The 12,109-nt window shown below is 60.2% G+C and carries 8 protein-coding genes and 1 pseudogene; 7 read left to right on the top strand and 2 right to left on the bottom strand.

From position 1 onward, the window contains the following. Window positions 1-34: 34 nt before the first annotated feature. Window positions 35-188 (top strand): annotated as a pseudogene (locus AC56LN_RS22585) (dihydrolipoyl dehydrogenase); the annotation flags it as partial. Window positions 189-381: 193 nt separating this feature from the next. Here the strand turns inward: AC56LN_RS22585 and AC56LN_RS22590 are convergent. Beyond that, window positions 382-2,310 carry an FTR1 family protein gene (locus tag AC56LN_RS22590; RefSeq protein ID WP_499574807.1) on the bottom strand — a complete coding sequence of 643 codons (1,929 nt, stop codon included), beginning with the start codon at window positions 2,308-2,310 and terminating at the stop codon, window positions 382-384. A gap of 130 nt (window positions 2,311-2,440) precedes the next feature. Continuing rightward, entirely contained in the window at window positions 2,441-2,869 is a 429-nt protein-coding gene (gene cadR, locus AC56LN_RS22595) for a Cd(II)/Pb(II)-responsive transcriptional regulator (protein ID WP_290420669.1), read from the bottom strand. A 90-nt stretch (window positions 2,870-2,959) separates the two neighbouring features. On the opposite strand from cadR, the gene AC56LN_RS22600 reads away from it, so the two are divergent. The 6 genes from AC56LN_RS22600 to AC56LN_RS22625 form a co-directional block, all read left to right on the top strand. Continuing rightward, entirely contained in the window at window positions 2,960-5,395 is a 2,436-nt protein-coding gene (locus AC56LN_RS22600; RefSeq protein WP_499574808.1) for a heavy metal translocating P-type ATPase, read from the top strand. A 25-nt stretch (window positions 5,396-5,420) separates the two neighbouring features. After that, window positions 5,421-5,783: a cation efflux protein, CzcI family gene (locus AC56LN_RS22605; RefSeq protein ID WP_499574809.1), complete on the top strand. Its 363-nt coding sequence runs from the start codon at window positions 5,421-5,423 to the stop codon at window positions 5,781-5,783. Window positions 5,784-5,907: 124 nt separating this feature from the next. Next, window positions 5,908-7,212 carry a TolC family protein gene (locus AC56LN_RS22610; protein ID WP_499574810.1) on the top strand — a complete coding sequence of 435 codons (1,305 nt, stop codon included), beginning with the start codon at window positions 5,908-5,910 and terminating at the stop codon, window positions 7,210-7,212. Then, window positions 7,209-8,459, top strand: coding sequence for an efflux RND transporter periplasmic adaptor subunit (locus tag AC56LN_RS22615; protein WP_499574811.1), 1,251 nt, complete (start codon window positions 7,209-7,211; stop codon window positions 8,457-8,459). The genes AC56LN_RS22610 and AC56LN_RS22615 overlap by 4 nt, the downstream gene beginning before the upstream one ends. A 12-nt stretch (window positions 8,460-8,471) precedes the next feature. Further along, entirely contained in the window at window positions 8,472-11,657 is a 3,186-nt protein-coding gene (locus AC56LN_RS22620) for a CusA/CzcA family heavy metal efflux RND transporter (RefSeq protein WP_499574812.1), read from the top strand. A gap of 138 nt (window positions 11,658-11,795) precedes the next feature. Beyond that, a partial coding sequence (locus AC56LN_RS22625; RefSeq protein WP_499574813.1) for a hypothetical protein occupies window positions 11,796-12,109 on the top strand: 314 nt, incomplete at its 3' end.

A 12,109-nucleotide genomic window follows, 5' to 3' on the forward strand; every position in this document is an offset into this window, starting at 1 on the left:
CATTGGGAGGAATCACGTGAAAGCGTAGTACGACCTGTTCATCGTCGGCGCGGGTTCAGGCGATTACATCGCCGCAATCCGCGCGGGACAGCTCGGCTTGTCCGTGGCCTGCATCGAATCGAATCCTTACGCCGCACCCGACGGCCAGGCGCCCCGGCGGAACCTGCCTAAACGTGGGAAGCATCCCGAGGATCCCCCAAGCACGGCCAAGGCGGCGCTTACAAAATAGATTGGAATCTGATTCGGTCCAAGCTTTCGCGGTTCAAGCTGTTTAGCTCCCGGCGAAAACGTCATGGTTGCATGCGTCGAGCCAGGTGAGGCTCAAGCTGAAGATTGCTCCGGCTAGCATCGGTCGCGATGCCAGCTGCGAGCGTCCGCTTACTATTTGCGGACCTTCATCAGATTGAAGCCGAAGCCAAGACCAGCCGCCAGGAGCAGGGCCAGTTGCGCCGCATAAGTCTCTATCGTCGGGTAGAGGCCGAGAACTGGCATCCGCGGTCCCGTGACCGGTGTGGCCGTCAGCCATCCGGCTTCCTGCAGCCCTGCGATTCCTTTTCCGACCAGGACAACTGCCAGGGCGGCCACCAGCACGGAGCTGAACGAGAAGAATTTACCGATCGGCATGCGTGCACTGGTACGCAGGAAAATTACGGCGATCACCGACAGCAGGACCAGGCCTGTAACGAATCCTGCCAGCAGGGCGGTGCCGTTGCCGTCAGCGGCGAGCGCCGAGTAGAACAGGACCGTTTCGAAGACTTCACGGTACACCGCGATGAACGCCAGGGCAAACAAGGCCCATGCGGAGCGTTTTTCCATCGCTGCCGTCAAATGCTGCTTGAGGTAGGCTTGCCACTGTCCGGCCTGGCCTTTCTGGTGCATCCATAGTCCGACCGACAGCAGCACCGCGGCAGCGAATAGCGACGAGAGGCCCTCGGTCACTTCACGGCTTGCGCCACTGATGCTGACCACATAGGTGGCCACCACCCATGTCAAGGCGCCTGCCGCCAGCGCCGAGATCCAGCCTGCGTGCACGTAGTGCAAGGCTTGTGGACGCTCCGCTTTGCGCAGGAACGCGACCATCGCGATCACAATCAACAAGGCTTCGACACCTTCGCGCAGGAGAATGGTCAACGCGCCCACGAACACCGTCGTCGCATCGGTCTTGTTCGCGCCGGTAAGCTCCTCGACACGCACGAAATACGCGTCGAGTTGCGCAGCGTATTCGGTCGCACGCAACACGTTGCCTTGTGCAACCGCGCCCCGGTACAGCTGCATGGTTCGCTCAACGTCGACCAGCAACTGGCGGTCAGTCGCATCGAGCCTCGCCTCGAGCGGCTCGAAACCGTCCAGGTAGGCCGATAAAGCAAGCTCGGTAGCCTTCGACCGCTGGTTATTTTTCAAGGCATCCAGACTGTCTTGCAGCAGCTTGCGCGCAAGAACGATGCCCTTGCGTTCTTGCTGCTCCAGTACCACCCCGGGGTGGGTACGTGCATAGGCCAGAACCGACCGCGCGGTCGACGATGAGCTTGCCTTCGCCAGTTCTTCTTCGGTTGCCGTCACGAGCGTGTTCATGTCGGGAATCGTGGCAGACGCGGAGCTGCTCTGGGCGAATGCAGACTCTCCGGCTGCGATGTCCGTGCCCTTGAACGCCAGGCTACCGACATAGAATGCCAGAGACCAGCGGTCATGCTCGGACAAGCCTGCAAAGGCCGGCATCGATGTGCCCTCGACACCCTGGCTGATGACCTGATATAGGGCCATGAGAGAGCGGGAACGGGCTCTTTCCTCATCGGTAAATGCGATTGGTTTAGGTTCGAGCTTGGCCGCGAGTGGCCCATCGCCGGCGCCGGCCGCTCCATGGCATGAAGCGCATTGCGCCTGGTACAGCGCCGCACCGCTGGCCAAATCGGGCAAGGCGCGCGGCGCAACAGGGAAGGGGTAGGCCTGCAGCAGCAAACGGTTTGCCTCTCGCGCAAGCAGGGAAACCTGTTGCGGCGCTTCCTTGCGCTCGACCGCCTGCTTCAGCTTGGTGGTGGCAGCTGCAAGTTCTGCATGCAAAGGATGCGGAGGCAATGCCGTCACCTGGTTCTGCGCGCGCGTCGAGAACTCCTGCATTTCGCCGTATTCGAGTTCGCTGACAATCGCTCCGTTCTGGACCGCGCCGGCGTAATCGACGGCGACATAATCGAGCAACTGCCAGAGCTGGCGGACTTCCGCTTCCGATGATGTGGGATTAGCGTGTGTCGTACCGATCACGCAGCAGCAGAACATTACGAAGGCGATTAGCCGACGCCAAATGGGGTACGTCATATCGGGATACTTGTCTTCAGGTTCGAGAATCTGATATTAAACACCTTCAAGCTACTTGAAGGTCAAGCGCATTGTTCCGGCTGTTCGCTGGTTCAGCAATGCAGTGATGGCGCGGAAAGTCCAGGGCTAGTCAATGGCGCCCAAGCCTTACTGGCTCGTCGCAAACGTCCGCAGCGCCGAGCGCCTGCAGGATTTCACATGGATTTGTGCTGTCGGTGGCGATGCAACGGCTCCTGAGGTCTCTGAGCTGCGCTTCTAGTACTGACAGGTTTGCTATACGGTCGACGATGTGCCCGATGTGCTTGTCGAGCAACGCGTTGACGCTCTCGCAATTTTTTCCGGGCGCCTCGCGAAAATCGAGCAGCGTCCGGATCTCATCGAGTGTCATGTCCAAGGCGCGGCAATGCCGAATGAACAGCAAGCGCTCAGCGTGAAGCTCGTTATAAGCTCGATAATTGTTTGCCGACCTTTCAGGCGGAGCGAGCAATCCGATGCGCTCATAGTAGCGGATGGTTTCAACCAAGCAGCCTGACCGGTCTGCCAATTCGCCGATTTTCAAGAAAAATCCCGGTGCGTTAACTTAATGCTTGACCCCGTACCCGCTACAGGGTGTTCAATGTGAACTATACACAGTTCTCGAGGAGTCGTCATGTCGGAATGCCAGACAAAATCATGTTGCGAAAAATCTGCACCGATCGAGACCGCGGGTGCCTCATCTGCAGCCTTGGATCATTCTCTTCTCATTCGCATCGACCAGATGGACTGCCCGACAGAAGAGGGACTGCTGCGGCAAGCGCTCGGACGCGTTGCAGGCGTCGGAAAGCTCGAGTTCAATCTTGTCCAGCGCCGCTTGCGGGTGGAGCACAGCCTCGGCGATCCACAGGCGATCCTTGCAGCAGTACGCGCGGTCGGCATGGACCCGGTGATTGAACAGACCGAGGAGCAAAGCGGGTCAGCAGCCGGCACTGTTTTCCGCATCGAGAACATGGATTGCCCCACCGAGGAGACGCTCATCCGTAGCAAGCTGTCCGGCATGCCGCAGGTCGAACAGCTTGACTTCAATCTCGTCCAGCGTCGCTTGGTCGTCAGGCATAGTGGGCCTGCAATGGCGATCCTGGATGCACTGACGTCCATCGGTATGCAGGCGGTGCTCGTTGCAGCTGGGCAAGGACGAGCCGCTGCGGTCCCATCGGTCTCCCGAAAGCGGCAGTATTCAGTCCTTGCTCTGGGCTTGGCCGCAGCAGTCGGTGCCGAGGTCGTCGCATGGACGACGGGCGATGAAAACTGGTGGCCAGTCATCCTGCTATCGCTGCTTGCGATCGCGACGACGGGCTTGGGGGTGTACAAGAAAGGCTGGATTGCGGTCAAGAACCGCAATTTGAATATCAATGCCCTGATGTCAATCGCCGTGACCGGCGCAGTACTGATCGGGCAATGGCCCGAAGCGGCGATGGTCATGGTCCTTTTCGCGCTTGCCGAGATAATCGAGGCCCGCTCGCTCGACCGTGCGAGAAACGCCATCCAGGGCCTGATGGCATTGACACCCGAGCGGGTAAGCGTGCGCCTTGACGACGGCAACTGGAGTGAACAGGACGCCACCACGGTCGCGATCGGCGCCCTGGCCCGTGTCGCACCCGGCGAGCGGATCGCCCTGGACGGGGAAGTGACCACTGGCCAGTCGTCAGTCAACCAGGCGCCGATCACGGGCGAGAGCATGCCGGTACCAAAGACGGTCGGCGACAAGGTGTTTGCCGGCACGATCAATGAAACGGGCTCTTTCGAATACCGTGTCACCGCCGGCCACAGCAACTCGACCCTGTCGCGCATCATCCGCGCGGTCGAGGACGCGCAGGGCAGCCGCGCGCCCACGCAGCGTTTCGTCGACCGCTTCTCCAGCATCTACACGCCCATCGTGTTCGCCATTGCGCTCGCCGTCGCCCTGGTGCCGCCGCTCATGCTGGGCGCCGAATGGATGCCATGGATCTACAAGTCACTCGTTCTGCTGGTGATCGCGTGCCCCTGCGCCCTGGTGATCTCGACCCCGGTCACCGTCGTCAGCGGCCTGGCTGCGGCGGCGCGGGCCGGTATCCTCATCAAAGGCGGCGTCTACCTTGAGCAGGGCGGCAAGCTGCGCTCGCTCGCACTGGACAAGACCGGCACGATCACCCAGGGTAAACCCGAAGTGACGGACGTGTTGCCCCTGCAAGGCGATGCACAGACTCATCTGCAGCTCGCGGCCGCGCTCGCGGACCGTTCCGACCATCCGGTATCGACCGCGGTGAGCCGCCACTGGCAAAACTTGGGCCTGGACCTGCTCGTCGCATCCGTGACCGAGTTCGAGGCCTTGACCGGCCGTGGCACGAAAGGGCGGATCGACGGGAAGTGGTACTACCTCGGCAATCACCGCCTGGTCGAGGAGCTCGGCATCTGCAATACCGCGACGGAAAGCGTCCTGTCGACACTGGAGGGTGAAGGGAAGACCGCGGTTGTCCTCTGCGATGAGACGTCGCCACTGCTGGTGATCGGCGTGGCCGATACCATTCGTGAAACCAGTCGCGAAGCGGTGGCCCAGCTTCATGGGTTGGGAATCCGGACGGTCATGCTCACCGGCGACAATGCGGTGACGGCCAAAGCGATCGCACGGCAGGTTGGCATCGATGACGCCCGCGGGAACATGCTGCCCGAGGATAAGCTCTCTGCCATCAATGACGAGGTGGCGCAATTCGGTACCGTCGGCATGGTAGGGGATGGCATCAACGATGCCCCGGCGCTGGCCAAGGCCGATATCGGGTTTGCGATGGGCGCAGCGGGCACCGACACCGCCATCGAAACAGCCGACGTCGCGCTGATGGATGATGATTTGCGCAAGATCCCGCAGTTCATTCGCCTGAGCAGGCAGGCAGCCGCCATCCTCAAGCAGAACATCGTTGCAGCCTTGCTGATCAAGGCCGTGTTCCTGGTGCTCGCTATCGCAGGATCAGCCACTTTGTGGATGGCCGTGTTCGCGGACATGGGCGCCAGCCTGCTGGTTATCTTTAATGGCATGCGTCTGCTACGCGTACGTCTGCGTGGCAGCAACGAATAACCGCACCGATGCTATACTCGCGACCATGACGCGCCGTTTTCTCATTTGCATGCTGATGATGCTCGCATTCCAGTTCACCTGGAGTGCGATCAGCGCCTATTGCATGCATGAGACCGGACGAGCCGCGCAGCACCTTGGACATCATCAGCATAAGACCGACGCTCACGATCAGGTGGTGGCCGCCGATGACGGTAAGCCGTCGTCGACAAAGAAGATCGCGCAGCATTCGCATTGTTCTTCGTGCGCGCACGCAGTGCTCGCTCCCGCAGCCGTTCAAACGGCCCCCTACCTGACGATGGCGCACTTCGCGCCGGTTGGTCCAAACGTCAATTACGCCTCAATTATTCAAGTCCCTCCCGAGCGCCCCCAGTGGCCCGCCGCCGTGTAATTCCGGCGGCTATACCTTCTTTTACCAGGTAATTCCCGAGCCTTCCGACCGTGTGCCCGTGCACTCGGCCGGTGTGCTCGCTGTCGCCGGATAGCTTTCGATTCTTTTAATTTCGGAGTTATCTATGCAATCCAGATCGATGATCATGGGCGCGCTGTTGCTGTTTTCACAGTCGACGTCCCTTTACGCGCAAACGGAAATTTTGCGCGATCCAAACAGTACGCCGCTCGCCGGGAATACGTCGCTACTACCGCTGACCCTGCAGCAGGCGTTGCAGGCTGCGTACGCAGGCAACCCAGGCTTACGAGCCGCATCACAGGCGATCGGCATCGCCGAGGGTGGCAGGCTTCAGGCAGGCGTCATACCCAATCCTGAGCTGGCTCTATCCACTGAAGGAACCGACCGTCGGTCCAGGGTCGAGACCGCCCAGATTACCCAGCTCATCGAGCTCGGCGGCAAACGAAGCGCCCGCATCGCGGTCGCCGAACAAGAGCGTCTGCTCGCCGTCCAAGCATTGAACGTGCGACGAGCGATGTTGCGTGCCGACGTTATGGCGGCCTATCTGGAGGCCTTGACAGCGCAAGAGCGGGTCGGTCTGGCCGAGTCGGCCATTGAGGTCGCAAGCCGGGCGACGAATGCCGCGAGTCGGCGCGTCGCTGCTGGCAAGATATCGCCAGTAGAACAAACCCGTGCCAGTGTTGCAGAGTCGGCCGTGCGTCTTGACCTCACGCAAGCAACAGCCGATCTGAAGTCAGCCAAACGCAAGTTAGCGGTACTGATGGGCAGCTCGCGAGCGATTGCCCAGCCACTCCAGATGCCAGTCGTCGAGTTCGCTGCCGTACCAACGATGAACGAGCTCGAACAGCGGCTAACCGTGTCGCCGCAACTGCGTCAGGCCGAAGCGCAGGTCAAACGTCAGGATGCTTTGGTCGGCATGGAACGTTCGGCGCGGGTACCAGACGTGACGGTGACCGTGGGTAGCCAGCGGGATCGTGAACGCAGCGGGAGCGAAGCCGTCTTTGGTATCTCCGTACCGCTGCCACTTTTCAATCGCAACCAAGGGAACATGCTTTCAGCACTAAGACGGGCCGACCAGGCTCGCGACGAATTAGGCGCCGAGCAGCTTCGGGTGTATGAGGAAATCGCGGACGCTCACCAGCGTGCAGAGGTCGCTCAGCTCCAGATCGACAGTCTCAAGTCCGAGATGCTGCCAGCGGCGCAGCAAGCCTATGACGCTGCCGTGACTGGTTTTGAACTAGGAAAATTCGGGTTTCTCGACGTTCTTGACACCCAGCGCGCATTAATTCAGGCACGCAGCTTGTATCTGCGCGCTCTGTCCGATCGGTATCGAGCAGCAACTGATATCGAACGAATCGCACCGGCTACTAATGCCGAGAGCACCACCATCTTCAAGGAACACCTGCAATGACGCCCCTGCAAAATCATCGTAAGAAAAATCTGCCAATCATTGCCGCAATCGTGGCCGTCGGTGTCGTGTTGGCCTTGGCCATCCTGTTCTGGAACAAGGGAAGCGCTGAAGGCAGCGCCGGTGAAGATGCCCATGGCCATGCCGAGAGCGGTCAGAAGGAGGGCGCAAAAGAAGCCGGCGGAGCAGGCGAGGAAAGCTCCGAGGATGAGCACCAGGACGAAGGAGTGGTCAAGCTGCCGGTCATGCAGGCGGAAAAGGCCGGGATTACGACCGCCGTTGCCGGCGCGGCCACGATCGAGAACATTGTCAAACTTCCTGGGGAAGTCCGTGTCAACGACGATCTCACAGCTCACGTAGTGCCGCGCCTGGGCGGCGTCGCCGAATCAGTGCCGGCGCAGCTGGGGCAAACGGTCAAGAAGGGCCAGGTGCTAGCCGTCATTTCAAGCCCGGAGCTGGCTGACCTGCGTAGCGCCGCGAGCGCGGCACAGGTAAGGCTCGGCCTGGCCAAAACCATCTATGAGCGGGAAAAGAAACTGTGGGAGGACCGTATCTCTGCCCAGCAGGACTATCAGCAGGCGGAACAGGCACTGCGCGAGGCCGAGCTTACTTTGCAGGCAGCGCGCTCGAAATTGGCAGCTCTTGAAGTCGGTGCTGGAGGCGGCGGACTGAACCGGTACGAGCTACGTGCACCGTTCGACGCTGTCGTCGTTGAAAAGCACATCACACGGGGCGAAGCTGTGCAGGAAAACACCAATGTGTTCGTACTGACCGACCTGTCGCGCGTCTGGGTCGATGTCGCAGTCACACCGAAAGACCTGGCAAGCGTGCGCAGCGGCGCAACGGCGGTTGTCAGTGCCACCGGCTCTGATATGAAAGCCGTCGGGAAGGTAAGTTACGTCGGCGCACTAGTCGGGGCGCAGTCCCGCGCCGCCACAGCGCGTGTCGTGATCGACAACCCAGGCGGAGCGTGGCGCCCTGGCCTGTTCGTGGACGTCGCGCTGGTGCAAGGGACTAAACAGGCTGCTGTGGCGATTCCGGCCGATGCTATCCAGACGGTGGAAGACAAGCCAGTAGTGTTTGTGGTGACGGAAGGGGGCTTTCGCACGCAGCCGATCGTAGCCGGCATTAATGACGGCAAAGGGGTGGAAATCCTGGAGGGCCTGGCAGCAGGAACGCGCTACGTTAATCGCGGCAGCTTCGTGCTCAAGGCCGAACTCGGCAAGGGCAGCGCCGAGCACGACCATTAATAGGGGATTTCCATGTTTGAACGCATCATACGTTTCGCCATCGACAGCCGATGGCTGATCATGGGTCTGGTCCTGGCCATGGCGGCAATTGGCGTCTATAACTATCAACGTCTGCCGATCGACGCTGTGCCAGATATTACCAACGTGCAGGTTCAGATCAACACCTCGGCTCCAGGCTATTCGCCGCTCGAGGTCGAGCAGCGCATTACCTATCCGGTCGAGACCGTGATGGCGGGCCTGCCTGGACTGCAGCAGACTCGCTCATTGTCGCGTTACGGGCTGTCGCAGGTCACAGTCGTTTTCAAGGATGGTACTGACATCTACTTCGCGCGCCAGCTGGTTAACCAGCGACTGCAGGAGGCGCGTGAAGGGCTGCCCGAGGGCGCAACGCCCATGATGGGGCCAATTTCCACTGGCTTGGGCGAGATCTACCTCTGGACGGTCGAAACAGAAGCAGGCGCGAAAAAGCCTGACGGGACAGCCTATACGCCAACTGACTTGCGCGAAGTGCAGGACTGGATCATCAAGCCGCAGTTGCGTCAGGTCCCGGGCGTGACCGAAATCAATTCAATCGGTGGCTTCGCTAAGGAATACCACATCACGCCGGATCCGAACCGGCTCAGTTCCTATGGTCTGACCCTGGCCGACGTCGTCACCGCGGTCGAGCGCAATAACGATAACACCGGGGCAGGCTACATCGAGCGCTCGGGCGAACAGCTTCTCATCCGCGCGCCGGGGCAGGTGCGAACCATCGAAGACATCCAGAATACCGTCCTGAAAAATACCGATGGCGTCGCGGTTCGGATTCGTGACGTCGCGGACGTCGCCGTCGGCCGCGAACTGCGCACAGGCGCCGCGACCGACAACGGCGCCGAGGTTGTGCTCGGTACCGTTTTCATGCTCATCGGCGAAAACAGCCGGCAGGTCTCGCAGCTTGTTGCAGAGAAGATGGTCGAGATCAACAAGACTTTGCCTGCTGGCGTCAAGGCCGTCCCCGTGTATGACCGCACGGTGCTGGTCGACAAGGCGATTTCCACGGTACGTAAGAACTTGCTCGAAGGAGCAATCCTGGTGATCGTGATCTTGTTCCTCTTCCTGGGCAATATCCGCGCAGCGATTATCACCGCGATGGTCATTCCACTGTCGATGCTATTCACCTTCACCGGCATGGTGACCTACAAGGTTAGTGCCAACTTGATGAGCTTGGGTGCTCTCGACTTCGGTATCATCATCGATGGCGCGGTCGTGATCGTGGAGAACTGCGTGCGGCGCCTGGCGCACGCGCAAGAGCAGACCAAGCGTGACCTGACCTTGGAAGAGCGCTTCCGTGAAGTGTTTGCGGCCGCAAAGGAAGCGCGCCGGCCACTGCTATTCGGTCAGTTGATCATTATGGTGGTGTACCTGCCCATTTTCGCTTTGAGCGGGGTCGAGGGCAAAATGTTCCACCCGATGGCGTTCGCTGTCGTCATAGCTTTGCTTGGCGCGATGATTCTGTCGATCACGTTCGTGCCCGCGGCCGTTGCCCTGTTCATCGGCAAGCGCGTGGCCGAAAAGGAGAACCGCTTGATGACGATGGCGCGTAATGCCTATGCGCCTGCATTGCGCGCTGTCCTGCGTAACGGACCGATCGTGCTGACGGCGTCGATCGTCACCGTGGTCCTGTCTGGACTGCTAGCGACACGGCTCGGGAGCGAATTCATTCCCAACTTGAATGAAGGCGACATTGCGATCCAGGCGCTACGCATTCCGGCGACCAGCCTCACCCAATCAGTCGATATGCAGAAGAAGCTGGAGGTCGGTCTCAAAGCTAAGTTCCCCGAGATCGAACGGATATTTGCCCGCACCGGTACCGCCGAGATCGCATCTGACCCGATGCCGCAAAACATCTCGGACGGCTACATCATGCTCAAGCCGGAGGCAGACTGGCCGAAACCGAAACGCAGCCACGCCGAACTTGTGGAGGCGATCCAAGAGGAGGCGGAAAAATACACCGGGAATGCCTATGAGTTCTCGCAGCCTATTCAACTGCGTTTCAACGAGCTAATCTCCGGCGTGCGTAGCGATGTCGCAGTCAAGCTGTATGGCGACGACATGGATGTGCTCGCATCGACCGGCGCTCAGATAGCCGCGGTGCTACAGCGCGTGCCAGGCGCAGCCGAGGTTAAGGTCGAGCAGACTACCGGTTTGCCGATGCTGACGGTCAATATTGACCGGAACAAGGCAGCGCGTTATGGGCTGAACATCACTGATGTGCAGGCCACGATCTCTGCGGCTACAGGTGGGCGCGAGGCCGGCACCATGTTCGAAGGCGATCGCCGCTTCGCCATCGTAGTACGGCTGCCAGAGGTGCAGCGCGCAGACCTCGATGCGCTTCGCCGCTTGCCAATCGCAGTGCCACCACGCTCAGGCACTAGCGCTGGAGACAGTGAGGGCACTCCCGCCTTCATTCCCTTAGGCGAACTGGCAACGCTCGATCTGGCACCAGGTCCGAACCAGATCAGCCGCGAAGACGGCAAGCGCCGTATCGTGGTCAGTGCCAACGTACGCGGCCGCGATATCGGCAGCTTCGTGCCGGAAGCGGAGGCGGCTCTGGCCAGGAGCGTGAAGATCCCTGCAGGCTATTGGACCACCTGGGGCGGAACATTCGAACAGCTTCAGTCGGCTACCCAGCGCTTGCAGATCGTTGTGCCGCTGGCGTTGTTCCTGGTGTTCATGTTGCTATTCATGATGTTCCGAAACGTCAAAGACGGGCTGTTGGTCTTCACCGGCATCCCGTTTGCCTTGACCGGCGGTATCGTGGCCTTGGCTTTACGAGGCATTCCGCTGTCGATCACCGCTGCGGTCGGCTTTATCGCTTTGTCTGGGGTAGCCGTGCTGAACGGGCTGGTAATGATTTCGTTCATCCGGTCGCTGCGAGAAGACGGCATGTCGCTCGACGAAGCGATCACCCATGGAGCGCTCACGCGTCTGCGGCCGGTCCTTATGACGGCGCTGGTCGCGTCCTTGGGGTTTGTGCCGATGGCGATCGCTACCGGCACCGGCGCCGAGGTGCAGCGCCCGCTGGCGACGGTGGTGATCGGCGGCATCCTGTCGTCCACGGCACTAACGTTGCTGGTACTGCCTCTTCTATATCGACTGGCTCACCGTAAGGATCCAGATGGCCCCCTGCGTGAGACGCGCGTGGTAACTCCTGTCTAAAATCCGCGTCTAGCTGGATACCCGGCGGTGTGAACAGCACACCGCCTTTTGAGGGGCGAGTCAGCAGTATGTGGCAGCCTGTACAGATGCATTTATGTTTGGCTCGCCACATGCACTTCGCTCGGCCCCGTCTGGGAGATGTCGATTATGCGTTTGACACCAAGTGCGATTGAGGTGGTTCTACGGCATCTTGTGCTGGGCTCGAGTGTCCTGGCCTTGGGGTGGACCGCTTATGGCGCCATTTTTTGGGAGAGCTTTTCGCTCGCTGCGAGTGCCCTGTATCAAATTGCCGTCGTCACACTTTATGGCAATAAAAGCAAGCGCGCAGTTGGCAAAGAAGAGGAGGTAGATCAGGACGAAAACATGCGTCTTGCCATCGTCGTCGTTCTGCTAATTCCAAGTCCGTTTCTAGCAGGGGGGGCAATACATGCTCTTAATCATGCCTCGAACCT

It is taken from the genome of Telluria sp. ZT3P26 (assembly GCF_059686035.1).

Excerpts from the sequence above, each read along its gene's own strand:
- AC56LN_RS22605 (WP_499574809.1), top strand. The coding sequence starts at position 5,421 with ATGACGCGCCGTTTTCTCATTTGCATGCTGATGATGCTCGCATTCCAG.
- AC56LN_RS22615 (WP_499574811.1), top strand. The coding sequence starts at position 7,209 with ATGACGCCCCTGCAAAATCATCGTAAGAAAAATCTGCCAATCATTGCC.
- AC56LN_RS22620 (WP_499574812.1), top strand. The coding sequence starts at position 8,472 with ATGTTTGAACGCATCATACGTTTCGCCATCGACAGCCGATGGCTGATC.
- AC56LN_RS22610 (WP_499574810.1), top strand. The coding sequence starts at position 5,908 with ATGCAATCCAGATCGATGATCATGGGCGCGCTGTTGCTGTTTTCACAG.
- AC56LN_RS22590 (WP_499574807.1), bottom strand. The coding sequence starts at position 2,310 with ATGACGTACCCCATTTGGCGTCGGCTAATCGCCTTCGTAATGTTCTGC.
- AC56LN_RS22600 (WP_499574808.1), top strand. The coding sequence starts at position 2,960 with ATGTCGGAATGCCAGACAAAATCATGTTGCGAAAAATCTGCACCGATC.